Origin of the sequence: Nonomuraea sp. JJY05 (genome assembly GCF_043496855.1) — a bacterium.
In the GTDB taxonomy this organism is placed as follows: Bacteria; Actinomycetota; Actinomycetes; order Streptosporangiales; family Streptosporangiaceae; genus Nonomuraea.
Genome location: NZ_JBIEIS010000058.1, coordinates 1 through 22,225, shown reverse-complemented (window position 1 = coordinate 22,225; position 22,225 = coordinate 1). Strand labels below are relative to the sequence as shown.

Annotated in this window: 11 protein-coding genes; 2 read left to right on the top strand and 9 right to left on the bottom strand. The window is 72.8% G+C overall.

From position 1 onward, the window contains the following. Nucleotides 1–2 precede the first annotated feature (2 nt). Both ACFKCF_RS53525 and ACFKCF_RS53520 read left to right on the top strand, forming a co-directional pair. Nucleotides 3–638 (top strand): response regulator transcription factor, encoded by a 636-nt coding sequence (locus ACFKCF_RS53525; RefSeq protein WP_364758878.1) that lies wholly within the window; start codon nucleotides 3–5, stop codon nucleotides 636–638. Between the two features lie 220 nt (nucleotides 639–858). Further along, a complete protein-coding gene (locus tag ACFKCF_RS53520; protein ID WP_394504119.1) occupies nucleotides 859–3,363 on the top strand; it encodes a PEP/pyruvate-binding domain-containing protein in 2,505 nt (834 codons plus the stop codon). Between the two features lie 49 nt (nucleotides 3,364–3,412). Here the strand turns inward: ACFKCF_RS53520 and ACFKCF_RS53515 are convergent, their stop codons facing one another. From ACFKCF_RS53515 to ACFKCF_RS53475, 9 genes are all read right to left on the bottom strand, one after another. Continuing rightward, complete coding sequence (locus ACFKCF_RS53515) at nucleotides 3,413–4,387, bottom strand: methyltransferase (protein WP_394504117.1); 975 nt, start codon at nucleotides 4,385–4,387, stop codon at nucleotides 3,413–3,415. A gap of 11 nt (nucleotides 4,388–4,398) precedes the next feature. Beyond that, nucleotides 4,399–5,142 (bottom strand): thioesterase II family protein, encoded by a 744-nt coding sequence (locus ACFKCF_RS53510; RefSeq protein WP_394504115.1) that lies wholly within the window; start codon nucleotides 5,140–5,142, stop codon nucleotides 4,399–4,401. Then, a complete protein-coding gene (locus tag ACFKCF_RS53505) occupies nucleotides 5,139–6,173 on the bottom strand; it encodes a Gfo/Idh/MocA family oxidoreductase (RefSeq protein WP_394504113.1) in 1,035 nt (344 codons plus the stop codon). The genes ACFKCF_RS53510 and ACFKCF_RS53505 overlap by 4 nt, the downstream gene beginning before the upstream one ends. After that, nucleotides 6,170–7,438 carry a saccharopine dehydrogenase NADP-binding domain-containing protein gene (locus ACFKCF_RS53500; RefSeq protein ID WP_394504112.1) on the bottom strand — a complete coding sequence of 423 codons (1,269 nt, stop codon included), beginning with the start codon at nucleotides 7,436–7,438 and terminating at the stop codon, nucleotides 6,170–6,172. Before ACFKCF_RS53500 ends, ACFKCF_RS53505 begins: the two co-directional genes overlap by 4 nt. Further along, the gene (locus ACFKCF_RS53495; protein ID WP_394504110.1) at nucleotides 7,435–13,032 is read right to left on the bottom strand and encodes an amino acid adenylation domain-containing protein; all 5,598 of its coding nucleotides are present in this window, start codon (nucleotides 13,030–13,032) and stop codon (nucleotides 7,435–7,437) included. Before ACFKCF_RS53495 ends, ACFKCF_RS53500 begins: the two co-directional genes overlap by 4 nt. Continuing rightward, nucleotides 13,029–16,310, bottom strand: a complete 3,282-nt coding sequence (locus ACFKCF_RS53490) for an amino acid adenylation domain-containing protein (protein ID WP_394504108.1) — start codon at nucleotides 16,308–16,310, stop codon at nucleotides 13,029–13,031. The genes ACFKCF_RS53495 and ACFKCF_RS53490 overlap by 4 nt, the downstream gene beginning before the upstream one ends. 130 nt (nucleotides 16,311–16,440) lie before the next feature. Beyond that, a complete protein-coding gene (locus ACFKCF_RS53485) occupies nucleotides 16,441–19,518 on the bottom strand; it encodes an amino acid adenylation domain-containing protein (protein ID WP_394504106.1) in 3,078 nt (1,025 codons plus the stop codon). 2 nt (nucleotides 19,519–19,520) lie between these two features. Further along, the gene (locus ACFKCF_RS53480) at nucleotides 19,521–20,339 is read right to left on the bottom strand and encodes a hypothetical protein (protein WP_394504104.1); all 819 of its coding nucleotides are present in this window, start codon (nucleotides 20,337–20,339) and stop codon (nucleotides 19,521–19,523) included. Between the two features lie 26 nt (nucleotides 20,340–20,365). Continuing rightward, on the bottom strand, nucleotides 20,366–22,225 hold a 1,860-nt coding region (locus ACFKCF_RS53475; protein WP_394504103.1), incomplete at its 5' end, for a type I polyketide synthase.

Below are 22,225 nucleotides of genomic sequence, written 5' to 3'. Positions count from 1 at the left end.
ACATGCCGATTCGGCTGATCATCGTGGACGATCACCCGGTCGTCCGCGACGGGCTGCGCGGGATCTTCACCGACGACGAGTTCGAGGTGGTCGGTGAGGCGGGTGACGGGTTCGAGGCGCTGGCTGTGGTGGAGCGCACCAATCCCGACGTCGTGCTCACCGACCTGCGCATGCCGAGGATGAAGGGCGCGGAGCTCATCCGCCGGCTGCGCGAGCAGGCGCCCGACGTCCGCGTGCTCGTGCTCACCACGTTCGACGACGACGTGGACGTGCTGCCGGCCATCGAGGAGGGGGCGACCGGCTACCTGCTCAAGGACACCCCGCGCGCCGAGCTGCGCCGCGCCGTGCAGGCGGCGGCGCGCGGCGAGACCGTGCTGTCCCCCTCCGTGGCCGGCGTGCTGACGCAGAAGCTGCGCGCGCCGCGCCAGCAGCCTCTCAGCCGCCGCGAGCTGGAGGTCCTGTCGCTCATCTCCCGGGGCGCCACCAACCGCGACGTGGCCAAGCGGCTGTTCATCACCGAGGCCACCGTGAAGACGCACCTGCTGCACATCTTCGCCAAGCTCGAGGTCAACGACCGTGCGGCCGCCGTCGCCGCCGCCTACGAGACGGGCCTGCTCAAGCCGGGCGCCGACAGCTGATTAAGGGCGCCTAGGGGTGTGCCGCCCCTCCGGGGGCTTCGTACCGTGGAAGAGGCGGCCGTTCCATCTCTACCGAGGGCACCTTTCCCGCCCCGAACCCGACGAGTCAAGCGGTGTGTCAAATGTGGCCACCGCGTTTCCTTTTTCCCCTGCTGAATTCTTTCCGCGTGCCGCCGAATCGGTTTCTGGAGATCGTCCGGAAGGATTTGGAGATGAGCACATGAACACGCTTGCCCTGGCCGACCCGAGGGCCGAGCTGGAGATCGTCGGTGGCAAGGGGGAATCCCTGGCACGCCTGGCCAGGGCCCGGCTGCCCGTGCCGGCGGGTTTCCACGTCACCACCGGCGCCTACCGCGACTTCGTGGCCCGCCACGGTCTGCGCGAGGCGATCCTGTCCGGGGACGCCGCGGAGATCCAGGCGCTGTTCGCCGGGTGCGAGATCCCGCCGGAGATCGCCGAGGACATTCTGGCCGCGTACGCCACGCTGGGCGAGGACGTCGCTGTGGCCGTCCGGTCGTCGGCGACCGCGGAGGACCTCCCGGGGATGTCGTTCGCCGGGCAGCAGGACAGCTACCTCAACATCCGCGGCGCCGAACAGCTCCTGGACGCGGTCAGGCGCTGCTGGGCCTCGCTCTGGACCGACCGGGCGATCGCCTACCGCGACCGCCACGACATCCCGCGGGACCAGGTGGCCATCGCCGTCGTCGTCCAGGAGCTGGTGCCGGCCGACGCGGCGGGCGTGCTGTTCACCGAGGACCGGGTCTCCCCCCACGACCGGCTGACCATCAACGCCGCATGGGGCCTGGGCGAGGCGGTCGTCGGCGGCCTCGTCACGCCCGACACGATCACCGTCGACCGCGCCGGCCTCACGGTCGTCGAGGAGCGCATCGCGTCCAAGACCGTCATGACCGTGCGCACCCCGGACGGCACCCGGGAGGAGCCCGTCCCGCCCGCCAGTCGTGACGAGCCGGTCCTGACCTCCGCGCAGGCGACGCGGCTGGCCGAGCTGGGCCTGGAGATCGAGGAGCTGTACGGCCGCGCGATGGACATCGAGTGGGCCCTGCACGACGGGCGCCCGCACATCCTGCAGGCCAGGCCGATCACCGGCCAGCGCGAGGTGTGGAACGACTCGCTCAAGGGCGACTACCTGTGGACCAACGGCAACCTGGGCGAGGCCATCCCCAGCGTCATGACGCCGTGCACCTGGTCGCTCGTGCAGGCGTTCATCTCCGAGATCATGATCGTCGGCGACCTCGGCGGCCACCCCATCTGCGGCAACATCGGCGGCCGCGTCTACATGAACATGAGCCTGACCGCCTCCCTCGGCAGGGCGCTCGGCATGACCAGGAAGATCAAGGACACGCAGGAGCCGGTCTACGGCAGGCTGCCCGAGGGCGTGCAGACCCCGCTGCTGCCGATGTCGCGCTGGCAGACCCTCAGGGCGGCCAGGCCGATGCTGGGCGGCCGCCGCGAGATCCAGAAGCTCGTGGAGCGGATCCCCGAGTACATAGCGCAGGCCCCCCGCCGCACGGAGGAGCTCCGCGCCATGATCGCCGAGAGCGACGACCTGGTCGCCCTCTGGCAGAGCGAGATCGAGCCCAGGTTCGGCGAGTGCAACCGCATGCTGGCCGCCGCGGCCCGCCAGGACGCCGGCTCGCTGGTCTATCTCGGCGCCCGGCTGACGAAGCTGGTCGGAGAGGCGGACGCCACAGTGCTGATGTCCGGCATCCAGGCCGGGGACGGCCGCCTGGAGAGCCTCGGCCCGCTGCTCGGGCTGGCCAGGCTCAAGCGCGGCGAGATCTCCCGCGAGGAGTACGTCCGCCGGTACGGGCACCGCTGCCCGGACGAGTTCGAGGTCTCGGCCGCCCGGCCGGTGGAGGACCCGGCCTGGATCGACGAGCAGCTCGCCGGCCTCACGGTCGACCCCACCGAGCTGCTCGAACGCCAGAAGGCGGCGAGCGCGGCGGCCTGGCGGCGCTTCCGTGAGCGGCACCCGAAGCAGGCCGAGAAGTTCCGCCGCCAGATCGACCGCTGGGAGGCGATCGTCCGCTCCCGCGAGGAGACGCGGTCGGAGATGATGCGCGGCTTCTGGATGGTGCGCGACTTCGTCCTGCGCGCCGGCGAGGTGACCGGGCAGGGCGACGATCTGTTCTTCCTGACGATCGAGGAGATCCTGGGCGTGCTGCGCGGCTGGAACCGGCCGCTGTCGTACGTCGCCCGGCGGCGGGCCACGTACGAGCTGTACAAGGCGCTGCCGCCGTACCCGGGCGTCATCCGCGGCCGGTTCGACCCCGAGCGGTGGGCCGCGGACCCGCACCGGCGCGGCGACGTGTTCGACGCCGAGGACACGGCGGCGCCCCCGTCGCAGACCATCAGCGGCTTCCCCGGCGCGGCCGGCGTGGTCGAGGGGACCGCCCGGGTGCTGGCGTCGGTGGCGGAGGGCGACCGGCTGGGCGAGGGCGAGATCCTCGTGACGACGGTGACGAACGTGGGCTGGACGCTGCTCTTCCCGCGCGCGGCGGCGGTCGTCACCGACGTCGGCGCTCCCCTGTCGCACGCCGCGATCGTGGCCCGTGAGCTGGGCATCCCCGCCGTCGTCGGCACCAGGAACGCCACGATGCTGGTGCGGGACGGCGACCGGATCCGGGTCGACGGCAGCAAGGGCAGCGTCGAGGTGATCGGCGAGTCGGCGCGGGAGCGGGAGGAGGCGCTCGTCCTGAGCTGAGACCACGCGAAAGGCGCCGGGCTCCCTGCGAGCCCGGCGCCTCTGTTTTTCAGCGGGTGGCGGTGAGCAGCCGCATCCCGAGCGGCAGGTCGAGCAGCCTGCCCGGGGTCAGGTCGGCCTCCTCCAGGAGCGCGCGGTACTCCGCCTCTGTGCGCTCCCGCCCGCCGGTCATCACCATCATGTGCAGGTCGAACGCGAGCGGCAGGTACGAGTCCTCGCCCACGACGCGTTCGACGACCAGCAGCTCGGCTCCCGGCTCCATCGCCTTGGCGCAGTTGGCCAGCAGGACGGCGCAGCGCTCGTCGTCCCAGTCGTGCAGGACGCGCGAGAGCACGTAGACGTCGCCGCCCTCCGGCACGGAGTCGAACAGGTCGCCGCCGACCAGCTCGCACCGGTCCAGCACCCCCATCCGCTCCAGGTGCGCGGGCGCGGCCTCGACCACCTCCGGCACGTCGAACAGCACACCTCGCGCCGCGGGGTTGCTCCGCAGGACCGTGCCCAGCAGGGCGCCGGTGCCGCCGGCCAGGTCGACCACCCGGCGCGCGCCGGAGAAGTCGTAGGCGTCGGGGACGCCGCGGAAGAACGAGGCGCCCGCCGCCATCCCGGCGTTGAAGACGGCCGCCTTGCCCGGGTCGCCGGCCAGGTGCGTGAAGACGGGCTCGCCGTGGACGTGCTCGAACGCCGATTCCCCGGTGCGGACCGCGTGGGCCAGGCCGTCCCAGGCGGAGGCGAAATAGTCCTCGCCGTAGAGGGCGGCCAGCGGGCCCAGCGCGTCGCCGCGCAGCTGCGCCCCCATCGGGGTCAGCCCGTACCTGTCGTCGCCGTCGGCGTCGGCCAGGCCCACGCCCGCCAGCAGCCGGAGCAGGCGGTGCAGCGCGCCGGGGTGCGCGCCGACCTCCTCGGCGATCTCCTCGGGGGCCAGGCGCCGCCCGTCGAGCACGTCCGTAACGCCCAGGCGCACCGCGGCGAACGTCGCCTGCGCCACCCATCCTCCGGTGAGGATGCGCATCAGATCCTGCTCCATCGAGTCCTTCCTCAGGGTGTGGAGGGCCACGCGGTGGCGACGGCGCGAGACAGCTCCGCGATGACGTCGCCCTGCCTCGGCACGAGGTAGAAGTGGTCGCCCTCCATCACGCGGACGGCGAATCGGTCTCCCGTGAGCTCGCCCCATCGCGCCGCCTGCCCGGCGGTCACCTCGGGGTCGTCGCTTCCGAGCAGCGCGGTGACGGGGCAGGCGAGCACGCCGCCCGGCCGGTGCCGGTAGGTCTCGTCGACCCGGTAGTCGTTGCGCACGGCGGGCAGGGCCAGCTCGCGGATGTCCGGATCGTTCATGAGCTCCCGCTCCACGCCGCCGAGCCGGACCAGCTCGTCCACCAGCTCGTCGTCGGAGCGGGCGTGCGTGTCGCCGGGCCGGTGCTCGTGCGGGGCGTGCCGGCCCGAGGCGAACAGGTGCGTCACGCCCCTGCCCCTGGCCTCCAGCGCGCGGGCCACCTCGTACGCGATCAGCGCCCCCATGCTGTGCCCGAACAGCGCGACCGGCCGGTCGAGCAGCGGCGCCATGGCGTCGGTGACGAGCTTGGCGAGGTGGACGGCGTCGTCCACGAGCGGGGCGGCGCGGTGATCGCCGTGTCCCGGGTACTGCACGGCGCGTACCTCGACGGAGTGCGGCGCGTCCCCGTGCCAGCCCCGGTAGAAGCTCGCGGAGCCGCCCGCGTGCGGGAAGCAGAACAGCCGCAGCCCGGCGTACGGCCTGGGCCGGTAACAGTGGAACCAGTTCATGTGAGCTCCGCGGCGGACAGGGGTCGGGGTGCCGGCTGGACCAGCAGTTCGGGCCGGCCGATCGCGGCGGTGGCGTCGAGCCAGAGGCGGCTGAGCGTCAGGTGGTACTGGCCCTGCCGCAGCGGATCCCGCCCTTCCTCGGCGTCCTGGCGCAGCTCCGACAGCGCCCGCCGGACGCCGTCGGGCCACAGGGACGTGACGATGTCCGCGAAGGTGGGCGCGTGCGCCGGGCCGATGGTGGTGGCGCTGGGCAGGCGCAGGTGGTCCGCGCCGGTGTCGAAGCGGTCGTCGGCGTCGCGGCCGACGTACATGCGGGGGCTCCACACGAGCGGGCCGTGCGTGTTGACGAGGGTGAGGCTGCCGCCCTCCGTCCCCACCGTGATGCGGTGGAGCAGGTGCAGGTGGGCGTCGGGGTCGTTGGGCGCGATCTGGTTCTGCACCCGGAGGGTCAGCGGCACGCCGCCGACGGTGCCGGTGAGGCAGGTGAAGGGGGTGCCGGGGGCCGTGGCGGTGAACGTCCACGGGCGTAACGCGCCCAGGGCGCGGCCGAGGATGTCGAACAGGGCGTAGGCGACGTGGACGCTGCAGGCGGCGTCCACGTAGAGGGGCTGCTGGAGCTCGAACAGGCGGCGGGCGGTCTCGATGAACCGGCGTACCGGGTCGAGGTGGACGTACAGGGTGTTCACGTGGTGCACGGCGGACGCGGCCCGGGCGGTGCGCAGGCAGCGGGCCAGCTCGTCGGCGTGCAGCGGATGCTCCTGCAGCACGTGCACGCCGCGGGCCAGCAGGGCGCCGGCCAGCTCGCTGCCCTCTCCCCCGACGACTCCCGACCGTACGACCACGCAGGCCAGGTCCGCGAGCTCGGGCACCTGGTCGGGGTCGGTGAGCAGCGGGACGCCGTACTCCTCGGCGTACGCGGCGGATCGGGCGCTGCCGCGGGCGAGGACGCCGGTCAGCTCGAAGGGGCCGTCCCGCAGCGCGGACAGGTAGATCTGGCCGAACTTGGTCCCGCACACCACGACCCGCTTCACAGCGCGCCCTCCTCGAACACCGGCGCGACCAGGTCGATCGGCGCCACCGTGTCGGTGAGCTCGATCTTCGCCACGGGCTCCAGGTCCGCCAGCACCCGGGCCGGGTCGAGCACGGCGTCGGCGTGGTGCAGCCCCGCCGCCACGTCGCCGCGGAGCACCGCCATGGCGGCGTGGGCGGCGACCGCGGCGGTGAGCGCGTAGGAGTCGTGGGTGCGCAGCGCCAGGGTGCGGGTGCCGTGCGGGCCGCTGAGCTGGAAGAGCAGGACGTAGTACGGGGTGCGCCCGGCCAGTTCGAGCTCGGCCGCGCGGGTCAGGTCCGCGGCCTGGCCGGCGGTGCTCGCGGCGGCGAGGACGCCGTCGCCGGTGATGACGTTGTACCAGCGGGCCTGCGCCAGCCCGAGCTCCACGGCCACCCGCTCGGCCTCGGCGCTCAGGTAGGGGTAGGCGGTGACCGGTCCGGGAAAGTAGGGAAGCTGGACGTCGTGGACGGGGGCGAGGGCACGGGCGACCCTGGCGCCGTCACGCCACGCGGCCAGCGCGGCGCCCCGCTCCTCCTGACCGGCCAGCAGGAAGTCACCGGCGGCGGCGGGGGTGAGCCGGTCCAGCCCGCCGGTGTAGACGTCCAGCCGGAGGCCGGGCTCGTCGGGTTGGCTGCGGGGGAACGGGTCCGGCGTCGGGGCTTCTCGGACGTTCGGGGTCGGGGCTTCTCGGGTGTTCGGGGTCGGGGCTTCTCGGGTGTTCGGGGTCGGGGCTTCTCGGGTGTTCGGGATCGGGGCCTCTTGGGCGAGGGTGGCCAGGTGGCGGGGCACGAGGCCGGTGAGGCCGGGGAGCATTCCCGCCGACAGCACCGCCGTACGTCCCCCCATGCCCCCGCCCGCACCCGTGCCCGCGCCCGCGCTCGCGCCGGTCGGCCGGGCGAAGGCCGCGACGTCACCGGCGGCGTCCACGTAGTCGGCCCCGGCGGCGAACGCGGCCCGCGCCACCCGGTCCCGCAGCAGGTAGGAGGGGCCGGCGCAGTTGACGACGACCTGGCAGCCCGCGCAGAACCGGGCGAGCTCGGCCGCGTCGAGCGCGTCCACCTGCCAGGCCTCGCCGTGCCCGCCCAGCTCCGCGTCGACGAAACGCCGGGCGGCCGCCCCGTCCCGCCCGCCCACGCGCACATCCGGGTGGCCGGCATCCCGTCCGCCCGCCCGTGGGCCGTGCCCGGCGAGCAGGCGGGCCACGGTGCCGCCGACCGCGCCGTAACCGCCGAGTACGCCGATCACGTGGTCACCTCGGCCGCCTCGGTCACCAGTTTCGCCACGTCGGCCGCGTACGGCCCGCTGAGGCAGCTGAAGTGGTCGCCCTCGATGTCGAGCGCCGTGAGCCGGCCCAGGCAGAGGTTCTGCCAGAAGGCCGTCATGTCGTCCTGCAGGGTCGGCACGAGGTTGGTGACGCCGCGCTGGCGGAGGAACGTGATGTCGCCCGCGTACGGCTCCGGGTCGTAGTGGGTGACGGCCGTGAAGCTCTGCCGGAAGACCCGGTAGGCCAGGTCCACCCGCTCGGGCGGATGGCCGAGGGCACGGGCGACGGCGGCCAGCCGGTCCGGGGGTGACGTGGCGGCCAGCTCGGTGAAGTGCCGGCCGATCTCGGCGAGGCCGGGATCCGCGCTGCCGGCGAGCGCGGCCAGGCTGCCCTCGCGCACGTGTCCGGGCGACGACTCCAGCACGACCCGCAGGGCCCGGGCGAGGTCTCCGCCGGGGTAGCCCAGCGGCGCCGGGTCCAGGCCGCAGGCCTGCGCGAAGCCGTACTCCAGCATGAGCTCGTCGCTGATCCGGTAGGGGAAGCGCGAGCTGCTGATGACGGTGAGCCCGTCGACGACCGCGCCGCTCTCGGTGAGGCGGCGGGCGACCTCGGTGGCGATGAGGCCGCCCATGCAGTAACCCACGATGTGGTAGCCGGGCGCGCCCTCCTTGAGCAGGAGCCGCGCGTACGATCCGGCCAGCGATTCCACCGTTTCCGCCGGGTCCAGCTCCAGGTAGCGCTCCGCGTCGTTGACCACCAGGCCGAGCAGGGGCGTCCCGGAGAGCTCGGGGACGAGCGCCCGGTACGGAGTCAGGGTGCCGGTGCCGTCGTGCAGCAGCACCCGTACCGGACCGTCGCCCCCATCACCGGACAGGCGTACCAGCGGGCTGGCGTGCGTTCTCGGCAGCCCCTGTTCGCGGTCGTCGCGGGCCCGGCGCAGGTGGGCGGCCAGCGCGGCGACGGTCGGCTGGTTGACGAGCTGGCGGACCAAACTGTCCCAGTAGAAGCCGCTCGCCTCCGCCAGCTCCTCGCGCACCCGCCCGGCCAGGCGGGTGACCAGCAAGGAGTCGCCGCCCAGCGCGAAGAAGTCCTGGTCCCGGTAGACGCGCGGGAGCCCGAGCAGCTCGGCCCAGAGGGCGGCCAGCCGCCGTTCGAGGTCGTCGCGCGGCTCCTCGCCGCCGGGCGCGCTCTCCCCGGCCGTACCCGGCAGGAGGGTACGCAGCCGCGCCCGGTCGATCTTGCCGTTGTCCGTCAGCGGCAGCTCGTCGACCACCTGGACGTGGGCCGGGAGCATGTAGTCGGGCAGCCGCTCGGCGAGGAACGCCCGCAGCTCCGCCAGGTCGATCCGCTCCCGGTCGTCGGGGAAGCGGGCCGCGAAGACACACTGCCCGAGGGAGGCCAGCGGGTCGCCCGGCCCTGGCAGGCAGGCGAGCGTACGGGCGCCTGCCCCGCGCAGCAGGTCGAGCCACTCGTCACGGGTGACGAACGTCCGGTCACGGCCCTGCCGCACGTCGGCGTAGTCGTGCGGGTTCATCAGGAACTCCATCGAGCTCATGATCTGGACGTGCTCGCGGGTCGTCTCGATGAACACCAGCCACCCGCCGGGCACCAGCAGCTCGCGGAACCTGGCCAGCACGGCGGCGGCGTCGTGGGAGTTGTGCAGGACGTTGGCGCAGAGGATGACCTCGAAGGAGTTCGGCTCGTACCCCTGGGCGCGATAGTCGGCGTTGATGTCGAACAGGCCGTAACGCACCCACGGGTGGTCCGCGAACCGTTCGGCGGCCTGGGTGAGGAAGAACCGCGACAGGTCGGTGAAGACGTACTCGACCTGGTGTCCGGCCAGCTCCGGGATCAGCTCGGCGCTGGTGCCGCCCACGCCCGCGCCCGCTTCCAGGACGCGCAGCGGCCCGCCGGTGTGGTGCTCGGCCACGCGGCCGAGCACCGCGCGCACGATGCGGTTGACGTACCTGCTGAGCACGTTGTCCTTGTACGCGCCCTCGGCCGTCCCCACGTCACCCTCGGGGAAGAGCAGCTCGCGGGCGTCGAGCTCGCCGCGCATCAGCTCGGGCAGGTGCGTGGTGCTGACCCGCAGGAACCTGACCAGCTCGGCCCCGTAGTCGAGTCCCTCGGTCAGGCTCTCGACCCGGCGCCACAGCGGGTCCACGGCGGCGTCCCCGCGCAGGTTCCGGTACCGTCCGTCGGGGTCGCGGTCGAGCCGTCCGCGCTCGTGCAGCGCGGCGAGCCAGCGCCGGACGAGCCGGTAATGGTGCGGCGCGACCCGCGCGGCGGCCAGGATCTCCTCAAGGCTGTGGCCGTCCTCGGTGGTGAACAGGCCGCCCGTACGGAGCGCCGCGGCCATCGAGGCGAGGGCGATCTCGTCGAGCGTCTCGGCCACCGCCACGACGCGCGCCAGGTCGACGCCCTCCAGCGCCGCGACCGCCGCCGCCTCGGCCGCACCCTCGACATCGGCCACGCCCCCGACATCGGGTACGCCCTCGACATCGGTCACGCCCCCGGCATCGGGCACTCCCCCGAGATCAGGCACGCCACCCCGACCAGCCCCTGAGCCCGACGCTCCTCCTCCCGTCCGCTCGTCCGGCACGCCGTCGTCCTTACGCGCGGCCTGGGCGAAGGCGATCAGGCGGCGTTCCAGCGCGCGGTCGCCGTCCACGATCACGGTCCCGGCCGCGACCGCGGGATGCGCCTGCAGCGCGGTCTCCACTTCGGCCAGCTCGATCCGATGGCCGCGGATCTTGACCTGGGAGTCCTCCCTGCCCAGGAACTCGATGTTGCCGTCGGGCCGGTAGCGGCCGAGGTCGCCGGTGCGGTAGAGGCGCTCGCCGCCGTGGCGCACGAAGCGCTCGGCGGTCCTGCCCTCGTCCCCGAGGTAGCCCATCGCCACGCCGGAGCCGCCGATGTACAGCTCTCCCGGCACCCAGTCGGGGCAGGGCCGCATGGCGGTGTCGAGCACGTGGAAGGTCTGGTTGGCCAGCGGCTTGCCGTATGGGACGCTCACCCAGCCGGGCAGCGGGTCGTCGACAGGGTGGTAGATGGACCAGATCGCGGCCTCCGTGGCCCCGCCCAGGCTGATCACGTCCAGTCCCGGCACGCGGCGGCGGATCTGGCCGGGCAGCGCCACCGGGATCCAGTCGCCCGACAGCATCGCCAGCCTCAGGGCGGGCAGCTCCGCCTCGGGCTCCGCGTCCAGGTAGTGCTGGAGCATCTGGAGTTGCGCGGGCACCGAGTTCCACACGGTGACCCCGTGCCCGGCGGCGAGCTCGGCCCAGTGGGCCGGGTCGCCCCGGCGTGACGGGTCCGGCAGCACGAGTGCCGCCCCGACGGCGAGCGGTCCGAAGATGTCGTAGACCGAGAGGTCGAACCCCAGGTTGGCCAGCCCCAGCACCCGGTCGTCCGGACCGACGCCGAAGCGGGCGTTGATGTCGTCGATGGTGTTGCGGGCGGCCCGATGGCTGATCATCACGCCCTTGGGCACGCCCGTCGACCCCGAGGTGTAGATGACGTAGGCCAGGTCGTCAGGGTGCCGCCGAGCGCCGTCCGCGACGCGGGCCGCTGGGAGGGCGCGGCCGGCGACCCGGCCGTCCTCGGCGCGGGGCAGGGGCGGGGTGTCGACGGCGACCCGGCCGTCCGCGGCGCGGGCCGGGGGCAGGGTGTCGACGGCGATCCAGTCGTGCTCGGCGTGCCAGGACTGCGTGAGCACCAGGCGGGCCGAGGCGTCGGCGAGGATGCGGTCGCGCCTCGCCGGTGGCTGCCCGGTGTCGACGGGCAGGTAGGCGCCGCCGGCCAGCAGCGTGCCGAGCACGGCCACGACCTGCTCGACGCCCTTGTCCATGACCACGGCGACGATCTCGCCGGGCTGGAGCCCCGCCTCGTGCAGCGCCCGCGCCACCGCCGCCGCCCGGTCCAGCAGCTCTCCGTACGTGATCGAGCCGGCGCCCGTGACGACGGCGATCCGCTCCGGCGTGCGGCGGGCCTGGGCCACGACCTCCTCGTGCAGCAGCCCGTCCGGGAGCGGCGCGGCGGTGGCGTTGACGAGGGCGCGGCACCGCGCCTGCGCTCCGGGCAGCTCGACGGGGGAAGCGGACGACCAGGCCTCGTCCGAGGACAGGCCGTGCAGGAGCGCGGTGAAGGCGGCGAACATGTCGTCCACGAGCCCTTCGGGGAACACTCCCGCGCGCACGTCCCAGTTGACCAGCAGGGCGCCCCGGTGCTCCTTGACCTGGCAGTCGATCCACACCTGGGGCGTCTGGCTGATGCCGTACTCCGGCGTGCCGTGCTCGGCGTCGTCACGGCCGAGGCCGATGGCGCTGGTGAACACCACCGGCATCAGCGCGGCGTCCCGGCCGCGCCGGCGGGCCAGCTCGCGCATGACCTCGATGCCGCCGCAGCGGCGGTGCTCCAGGTCGGCGAAGAGCTGCCGGCCGACCTCGTGGGCGCGCTCGACGAAGGGGCGGCCGGGCGTGGTGTCGACGGCGAGCAGGTTGAGCGTGGTGAAGTCGCCGACGACCTGGTCGATGTACGGGTGCAGCGGCGGGCGGTCGAGCAGCGTCAGGTTGAGCGTGAACCTGGGCCGGCGGCTCCACCGTCCGATGACCTCGGCGTAGGCGGCCAGCACGGCCTGCGACGGCGTGATGCCGGCCGTGGCGGCCCGGGTGCGTAACCGCGCCCATTCCGCCGGCTCCACCCTGCTCTCCCACCGCAGGAACCGGGCGTCCGCGACGGCCTGGTCGAGCGCGGGCAGTTCGGGCGCCGGCGGCAGGTCGTCCATCCGGCCCCACCAGTAGGCGCGGTCCCGATCGTAGCGGGCGCTCTCGCGCTGCGCGCGCAGGGCCAGCAGGCAGTCGCGAAAGCTGACCGGGACGGGTGGCAGGTCGGCGTCGGGGTTCTCGTGCAGCAGGTGCAGCTCGCCCAGCAGCAGCTGGATGCTGACGTAGTCGGCGATGAGCAGGTCGATCGAGGCGTGCAGGAGGGCTCCGCGATCGGTGAGCGAGATCCGCAGCTCGAACAGCGGCCAGCTGCCCGCCGGGTAGACCGTGTGCGCCATCTCCTCGCGGACGGCGGCGAGCCGCTCCTCCGGGTCGGTCCCGCGCAGGTCCGTCACGCGGACCTCGTAGCCGGGAACCTCGGCGAGCACCTGCTGGTGGCCGTCGGGGTGGATCACGGCGCGGAGCATGTCGTGGCGGGCGATCAGGGCGCGCCACGCGGCCTGCACGCGTTCCGGGTCGAGCCGGGGGAAGGAGACCTCGACGTAGCCGTGGCAGGCGACTCCGCCGTAGCCGAACGCGTCGTTGCGGCCGAGCAGGTAGGCCTGCTGCACGTCGGTCAGCGGGAAGGGCTCGAGGCGGCCTCCGGGGTCGGGCCGGACCGTCTCGGCCTCGGACTCGCGGCGCAGGTGCGCGATGATCTCGGGCTTGGCGCCGACCAGCGCCGCGCGCCGCTCCTCGGTCAGCGCTCCCTTGGGGGCCCGGAAGCGGAGGCTGCCGTCGTCCTCCCACAGCCGGATCCCGGCGGCCTCCATGTCGGCGATGAGTTCGTGTACGGCCGGTGCCTGGGTCACAGCACGCCCTCTTCCGTCTCTTGGGTGTCGTCCGCCGTCAGGCCGATCGCCTCGGCGCAGTCGGCGATGGTGGGAGTGGCGAAGAAGCGGCGCAGGGACAGCTCGACGCCGAGCCGCCGCCGTACGGTCTCGGCGAAGCGGGTGGCGAGCAGGGAGTCGCCGCCGAGGGCGAAGAAGCTCTGGCCACGGCCCGGCGGCGAGATCTCCAGCAACTCGGCCCACAGCTCGGCGAGCAGCGCCTCCGTGCCCGGGCGTGGCGGGTCGTCATCCGGCAGCGGTTCCAGCTGGGTGGCCAGAGCACCTCTGTCGATCTTGCCGTTGGCGGTCAGCGGCAGCCGGCCCAGCGCGGCGATCGTCGGCGGGACGGCATACCCGGGCAACCGATCAGAAAGGAACGAACGCAACTTGTCCACATCGACGTCCTCAGGAGTGACGAACGCGGCCAACCGGCGCTGCCGCCGATCCCCCACCGCCACCGCCACCGCACGAGCCACCTGCGCAAACGCCTCCAGCGCCGCCTCGATCTCCCCCAGCTCGATCCGATGACCCCGGATCTTCACCTGATGATCGGCCCGCCCCAGGAACTCCAACGTCCCATCCGGCCAGTACCGGCCCAGATCCCCGGTCCGATACCACCGCTCGCCCCCGCTCTCGACGAACTTGGCCGACGTCGTCTCCGGATCCCCCCGGTACCCGACCGCCACCCCGGCGCCACCGATCCACAACTCCCCCGCCACCCAGTCCGGACAATCCCGGCCGCGCCCGTCCACCACCCGATAACGCTGATTACGCAACGGCAACCCGTACGGGATCGACGTCCAATGCGCCGGAACCCGGTCCACCTCCCACGCGTTCGACCAGATCGCCGCCTCCGTCGCCCCACCCAACGCCACCAACCGGCACGACCCCTGAGCGGCCAGCCGCGCGTGCAGGTCCAACCCCACCCAGTCACCCGACACCAACGCCAGCCGCAGACTCGGAGCCGTGGTGTGCAGCAGCATGTCCAGCAGGGTCGGGACGGTGTTCCAGATCGTCACCCCGTGCGCGGCGCACAGCTCCGCCCACCGTTGGGCGTCGCGCCGTTCGTCCTCTCGGGGCAGCACCAGCGCGCCACCCACGGACAGCAGGCCGAAGATGTCATACACCGACAGGTCGAAGTCCAGCGCCGACACCGCCAGGACCCGATCGTCCGGCCCCACACCAAAGCGCTGGTTGATGTCCTCGACCGTGTTGAGCGCCGCCCGATGAGCGACCTCCACCCCCTTCGGCTCACCCGTCGACCCCGACGTGAAAATCACATACGCCGACATATCCGGCACGACCGCCACCGGCCCAGCCAGCCGCGGCCCTTCCCCCGGCAAACCGGTCAGGACATGACGAACGCCCGCCCGCGACAGGATCCGCTCCCGCCGCGCGACCGGCTGATCCACCCCCACCGGGACATACACCCCACCAGCGGCAAGAACCCCCAAAACAGCCGCCACCTGATCCGGCCCCTTCGGCAGCACCACCCCCACCGCATCGCCCGGCCCAACCCCCACCGTCCGCAGATGCCCCGCCACCCGCAACGCCCGATCGGCCAACGCCCCGTAGGACACGACCTCACCGTCAGCGATCAACGCCACCCGGTCCGGCTCACGACCCGCCCACGCAAAGAACCCCCCGTGCAGAACCCCCTCAGGCAACGGCCCCGAAGTGCCGTTCACCCGCTCCCGCACCCGCACTTGACCAGCCGGCAACCCCACCGGCGCCGCAACCGACCAATCCCCCTCCGCCAACCACTCCAACAACCGCTCGTAAGCCGCGAACATCGCATCCAACACACCGGGCGCGAACAGCTCCTCCACCGCGTCCCACGCCAGATGCAGCCCGTGGTCGTACTCGTTGATCTGGTGATCGAGCCAAACCTGCGGCGTCTGCGTGATCATCCAGCCGGGTGTGCCGAAGGCCTCGCGTACCTCCGGGACGATCAGTTCGGTGCCCAGGTTGCAGGCGAACACCACCGGAGCCCCGGTGTGCTCGCCGCCACGGGCGAGGTCGCGGAGCACCTCGACGCCGGAGTACCCGGTGTGGCGCGCGTCGGCGCGGAAGCGGGCCTGCAGGGTTCTGGCGCGCTCGGCGAACGGCTGCGCCTCGGACAGGTCGGCGGCCACCAGGATCAGGTTGGTGAAGTCCGCGACCAGGTGGGCCACGTCCGGATGCACGGTCTCGTCCCGGTCGAACAGCGGCAGGTTGAGCAGGAAGCGCGGTTCGCCGCTCCACGCGGCGAGCACCTCGGCGTAGGCGGCGGCCAGCACCATGGCGGGGGTCAGCCCGTACGTTCGGGCCTGCTCCTGGATCCGCTGCCACGAGTCGAGCGGCAGCCGGCTCTCGCGGCGGACGAACCGGGGCCGGGCGATCCGGCCGGGCTCCACGGCGAGGGGCAGCTGGGGCGCGCCGGGGAGTTCGTCCAGCCGGCCGCGCCAGTACTCCTGGTCCCGTACGCGCCGCGCCGCGCGTTCGGCGTCGCGGGCCGCGAGATAGCGGGGGAACGAGCAGGCGAGCTCCGGGAGCGGCCGGTCCGGGTGCAGGTAGAGCAGGGCCAGGTCCCGCAGCAGGATCTGCAGGCCGAGCACGTCGGCGACCAGGAAGTCCACCTCGAAGTGCACCCTGGAGCGGCCGCCGGGCAGCAGCGACAGCCGTACGTCGAACACCTCGCCCCTGGAGGCGTCGAAGCGGCGGTGCGACAGCCGCTCTCTGACGGCCTCCGCGGCCTCCTCGCCGAGGCCGGGCTCCGTCAGATCGTGGACGGTCAGGCCCGGCCAGGGGCTGGTGTCCGTGATCTGCTGGGTGCCGTCGTCGTGGAAGATCGCGCGCAGCATGCCGTGCCGGTCGATCAGGGCGCGCACGGCCCGCTCCAGCCGCGCCGGGTCGATGCCGGAGCCGTCGAACTCCAGGTACGCGTGGCAGCCGACGCCGCCGATGACCTGCCCGTCGCCGCGCCCGATCCAGTACGCCAGCTGGACCGGGGTGAGCGGGAACGGCGCCGCCTCGTCCACGACCCGCTCCGGCGCGCAGTCCTCCACCGGCGGGGACAGCCGCGAGCTGACCAGCGACCACCAGGCCGCGAGGGTGAACTCCGTCGCCAGCTCGGCGAACGCGATGCCGGCTCCCGCGCGCCGCCACCGCCCGGCCAGCCTCATCGCGCGGAGCGAGTCGAGCCCCAGGCTGATCAGGTCGGCGTGGTCGGTGACCGCCGAGGGGTCGAGGTCGAGCTGGCCCGCGATGTCCGCGCGCATCGATTCGAGGGTCGGCGGAGAGGTGGAAGGGGCATGGGGAACGACGGCTTTTTCCGACACGAGAGAACCCGCCTATCGAGTAGTGCTTGCATCGCGCCCGCGGCCGGGTGGGGACCCGGCCGCGGTTTCGTCAGAGGTTCGCGTTGGCCGCCTGCAGCCTCCGGGCGAGGCCGGCGGGTGTCGGCTCCTCGAAGATGTCCTTGAGCTTGAGCCGGATCTGGGTCGCCCGCTTGATCTCCTGCAGCAGCTTGACCGCCAGCAGCGAGTGCCCGCCGAGCGCGAAGAAGTGGCTGCTGGGGCCGAGATCGGTGCGGTTGAGCATGACCGTCCAGAGCGCCACCAGGGAGTCGACCAGCTCGTCCCCGCTCTCGGACGGGAGTTCCTCCTCCACGCTGGACTCGGCGTCGCGCAGCTCCATGGCCAGGCGGCGGAGGGCGGGGTAGTCGACCTTGTCGTTGCCCGTCATCGGGAACGCGTCCACGGTCACGTACTCCTGGGGAGTCGCGGCGTACGGGAGGGAGGCGCTGGCGTGCTCCCACAGCTCCGAGGTGACCTCGGGGCGCTCCGGCGCCACCACGAAGGCCCACAGGACGGCGTCGGCGCTGGGGTCGCCGACGACCACGACCGCGGCGGCCCTGACGTCCGGGTGGGTCAGCAGCACGCCCTCGACCTCGGCGAGCTCGATCCGGTTGCCGCGCAGTTTGATCTGGCGGTCGAGCCTGCCGAGGATCTCCAGCCGGCCGTCGGACGTCCACTGGGCCAGGTCGCCCGTGCGGTAGAACCGGCCGTACACGGGGTGCTCGCCGAACCGCTCGGCGGTCAGCGCCGGGCGGTCGTGGTAGCCGATGGCCACCCCGTCGCCGGCGATGCAGAGCTCGCCCCGGGTGCCGATCGGCAGCGGGCGGCCGTCGGGGGCGGAGACGTACACCTTGGTGTTCGCGATGGGCACGCCGACGTCGACGCGGTCGGCGGCCGGGTCGATGCGGCCGGAGGTGGACCAGATGGTGGTCTCCGTGGGGCCGTACACGTTGTAGAGCTCGCACCCGGTCGCCGACAGCCGTTTGGCCAGGACGGCGGGCATCGGCTCGCCGCCGCAGAGCACGCGGCGGCCGGCCAGCTGCCCGGCCACCTGGTCGATGACCAGGCGCCAGGTGGTCGGCGTGGCCTGGGCGATGGTGACGTCGTAGCGTCGCAGCGCCTCCGCGAGGGGTTCGCCCTGGGTGCGGGCGTCGTCCGGCGCGACGGCCAGCCGCGCGCCCGTCGTCAGGGGCAGGAACAGCTCCAGGGCGGAGATGTCGAAGCTGAACGTGGTCAGCCAGAGCACGGTGTCCGCCGGACTCACGGCCAGCTGGTGCGCGAAGTGCGCGATCAGGTTGGCGAGGCTGTAGTGGTCGATCAGGGTGCCCTTGGGCAGCCCGGTGGAGCCGCTGGTGTAGATGAGGTACGCGCAGTCCTCCGGCCTGACGCTGTTGAACGCCGTCACCGTGCCGGAGACCGGTGTCACCGAGTCGAGGGGCACGAGCGGCAGGACCGTACGGTCACCGGAGACGGCGATCCCCTCGCCCGCCAGGACCACGGCGGCGCCCGCGTCGTCGAGCTGGTAGTCGAGCCGCTGCTGCGGGTGGTCCGGCTCGAGCGGCAGGTACGCCGCCCCGGCGAGCCACACGCCGACGGCGGCCGCGGCCAGCTCGGGACCGCGCCGCGCGAGCAGCGCGACGACGTCGCCCCTGCCCACGCCGGCGGCCTGCAGCGCGTCGCGGGTGGCCTCGGCGGCGGCCCACAGGTGGCGTAACCCGACGCGGCGCTCGCCGTCGAGCACCGCGTCGGTGTCCTCCGGCGGCGCGGCGGAGACCTGGCGGGCGATCTTGTCCAGCACGGTCGCCGGCGTCACCGCGCGCTCGGTGGCGTTGGCCAGCTCGATGGCCGCCCGGTCCTGGTAGCACCAGGCGGAGATCTCCGCGAGCGGCGTGTCGGGCTGCTCCGCGAGCGTGACGAGCAGCTCGTCGAAGCGGGCCAGCAGCAGCTCCACGTCGGCCCGGTCCAGGACGTCCACGCAGAACGCGGTCCTGATCCTGATGGCCTCGGGGGTGGAGGTGACGAAGAACTCCAGGTCGAACTTGCTGAAGCCGTTCTCGATCACCACCTGCGCGGCCCGCAGCCCGCCCAGCATGAACTCGGCGGACAGGTCGGCGGGCACGTAGTTGAAGGTGTGCCGGAAGAGGTTGTTGCGCCAGCCGTCGCGGGGGACGATCTCCAGCAGGTCGTCCACCGGGTGGTCGGCATGCGACATGGCCTCCATGAACGTGCGGCGGGTGAGCCGTGTGTACGTGCGGAAGGTGTTCGCCCATTGCACGCGGGTGCGCAGGGTGAGCACGTTGATGTGGTAGCCGATCCGCAGGGCGGCCTCGGGCGTCCGCACGCTGACGGGCGAGCCGATGGTGAGGTCGGGGCCGGCCCCGTGGGCGGCGAGCAGCACGCCGTACGCGGCCATGAGGACGACCGACTCCGGCGAGCGCAGCTCGCGCTGCATCTGCCGCGCCGCGTCGCGCGCGGCAGGGGACAGCTCCCAGTTGACCACGTCGCCCAAGAGGGTGACCTGCGAGGCCTCCGGCTGCTCGCACCACAGGTCCAGCTCGTCGGCGCGGAACCCGTCCAGCTTGTCGTGCCAGAACTCCCGGCTGCGCGGGTTCGCGGCCGGCTCCTCCCAGGCCGGCACGGTGTCGCACGGCGGCGACTCGCCCGCCGCGAGGGCGTTGTAGGTCGCGGCGAGCTCGTTCATCAGCAGCGCGGACGACAGCCCGTCGAAGATCGAGTGGTGGATCGCCAGGCAGTAGACCTCGCCCGCCTCCTCCTCCAGGACGGCGGCGCGCACCAGAAGCTCGCCGTCTGGCTGGAACGGCCGGGCCACGAACTCCGTCAGCCACTCGCGCGTGGCGCCCCGGCCGGCCTGCTCGAAGCGCAGCTCGGCGTACTCGGGCGGCACGACCTCCCGCGTCATGCCCTCGGCCTCGATCCCGAAGACCGTGCGGAGGATCTCGTGCCGGCGCAGGACGTGGTTGATCGCGTCCAGCATGAGGGTGCGGCTCGGCAGGCTCGCCACGCTGAACGCCACGCCCAGGTTGTTCACCCCGGTACCGGGGACCAGCTCTTCCAGCATCCACAGCGCCTGCTCCTTGCGCGAGGCGCGCTGACCCAGCATCTGCTCCATGATCATCTCTCCAGCAGCTTGGTGACGGCCTTGGCGACCTCGTACGAGGTGAGCAGCACGTCGTGGCCCTCCGCGAACCTGAGCTCCTCGGCCACGACGATGCGGCCGGATTCACGCAGCCGGTTCAGGCCGTTCCTCGGGTTGGACGAGCTCACCGCGGTGGCGCGCAGCCACCCCTCCCAGGGGTCCAGGTGGTCGGCGTAGGTGAGGAAGGCCAGGAAGGCGCTGAACGTCTCCCACATCTCCTCGGAGTACTCCGGGTCGAACCCGGCCCTTTCGAACGCGCGGTGCCCGACCTCGCGGAAGGTGGCATACAGCTGGGTGGCGTAGCCCTCGACCGTGATCCCCTCGACCTGGAGCGTCGTGTCCATGGTCTCCCGGATCTGGGCGACGTCCTCCTCGTTCAGGATCGAGGAGAGGATGCCGAAGACCTTGCCGAACTGGAAGTAGACGTTCTCCAGGCTCGTGGGCTCCGGGTCGAAGAGGATCAGCTCGGGCGTCGAGCCCTGCAGCTCGGCCAGCCTGTCAACGAGTTCGGCCGCGTAGACGGCGCCCACGCAGTAGCCCATGACCGCGTGGACCTTCCTGCCGCTCTCCTTGATGGGCTCCACCCAGGAACGGACGTAGGCGGCACCGTCGATCCCGCAACCGGGCGTCACAGCGGGAGGGCGCACGTGCCAGAAGGTCGCGTCGTAGTCAATGTTCGCCACCAGGTCGGGGAAGCCCGCCTCCGCGCGGCCGGTCTCCGTGAAGTCGACGCAGAGGACGAGGTCCGCCGAGTTGGATTCTTTGAGCGTCGTCCAAGTGGTTACCAGGGTCATGATCATTCCTTTGATCGGAGTTCTGCCTAGGAACTCCCGCCTTCAAGGGCGAGCTGAATCAGGAGGTCGGCGTCCATGCTGTCGATCTCCTCGGTCCTGCCGTTCGTCTCTCCGTCCTCCTCCGGGCCGGCTAGGCGGAACAGGCTGTCCAGCAGCCCGGCCTCACGTAGCCGTGAGATCGGGATGGTCGTCAGGAGCTGCCGTACCTCGGCGTCGCTCCGGACCGCTGCGGGCCCGGCCGTCCTGGCCGCGGCGGCCGGGAAGAGCTGCTCCAGTACGAATCGCGTCAGGTCGTGGGGAGTCGGGTAGTCGAAGACGAGCGTGGCCGGGAGCTGCAGTCCGGTGGCCGCGTTGAGCTGGTTGCGGAGCTCGACCGCGGTCAGGGAGTCGAAGCCGAGATCCTGGAACTGGCGCCCCGGCTCGATCGCCGACCCGTCCGCGAACCCGAGCACCGCCGCGACCTGGCCTCTGACGAGCTCCGACAGGGTGTCCTGCAGCCGGTCCGGCTCCATCGTGGCCAGCCGCTCCGCCAGTCCCTGGGCCGGGCGGGCACGGCGTGGCCGGGTACGGGTCCCGGCCCTGGTGAACTTCGCCGGGACCAGCGCGGCGCGGCCGGAGCGGATGCCGAGGTCGAAGAGTTCCAGTCCCTCCTCGGTGGTCAGGGGCTGCACGCCCGCGCGTTCCATGCGCCGCAGGTCGGACTCCGCCAGCTCGCCCGCCATGCCGCTGGTCGTCCAGAGGCCCCAGGCGAGGGAGGTCGCCGGGAGACCCTGCGCTCTGCGGTGGTGTGCCAGGGCGTCCAGGTACGCGTTGGCGGCGGCGTAGTTGCCCTGGCCCGCGCTGCCCAGGACGCCGGCCAGCGAGGAGAACAGCACGAACGCGGTCAGGTCGAGCCCTCGCGTCAGCTCGTGCAGGTGCCAGGCGGCATCGGCCTTGGGCCGCAGTACGACGTCCAGCCGCTCGCCCGACAGGGACGTGATCACCCCGTCGTCCAGCACGCCTGCCGTGTGCACCACACCGGTCAGCGAGTCCGCCACCGACGCGATCATCCCGAACAGCGCCTCACGATCGGCCACGTCACACGCGGCCACCTCCACCTCGGCGCCCAGCCCTTCGAGCTCGGCCACCAGCTCGGCCGCACCCGGCGCCTCCGCGCCGCGACGGCTCACCAGCAGCAGGCGCCTGACCTCGTGCTCGGTGACCAGATGACGCGCCACCAGCGCCCCCAGCCCGCCCGTGCCACCGGTGACCAGCACCGTGCCTTCCGGGCCGAACACCGCACCCTGATCCTCCAGCTCCGTGACCCGGCCCAGCCGCGGCGCCCAGATCTCCCCCGCCCGCACCGCGACCTGCGACTCACCCGACGCCAGCACCCGCGCGAGCACCTCGGCGGAGGGCGCCTCGACGTCCAGGTCCAGCAGCACGAACCTGCCGGGCTGCTCGGCCTGCGCGGCCCGGACCAGCCCCCACACCGCCGCCTGGGCCGGCTCCGGTACGTCGTCCGCGGCTGCGACGACCGCGCCGTGAGTGACGACGACCAGCCGGGACGAGGCCAGGCGCTCGTCGGCGAGCCACTCCTGGACCAGCTCCAGCGTCGCGCGGGTCGTGGCGTGCACGTCGCCGCCCTGACACGCGACCAGGACCGCCTCCGCCGGCTGGATCGAGGCCAGGTCGGGGTACGTCTGGGCATCGGTGCCCAAGTCGTCGGGGCCCAGCACGACCCACCGAGGTGCCTGCGAGCCGGACGCGGGCGGGATCGCGATCCAGTCGAGCTGGTGCAGCAAGCCCTGGGTGTCGGATGCGCTGAGTTCGGTGGCGGACAGAGCACGCAAGGTGAGCGCATTGACCTCGGCCACCGGCGCGCCGGTCTCGTCGGCGATGCTCAA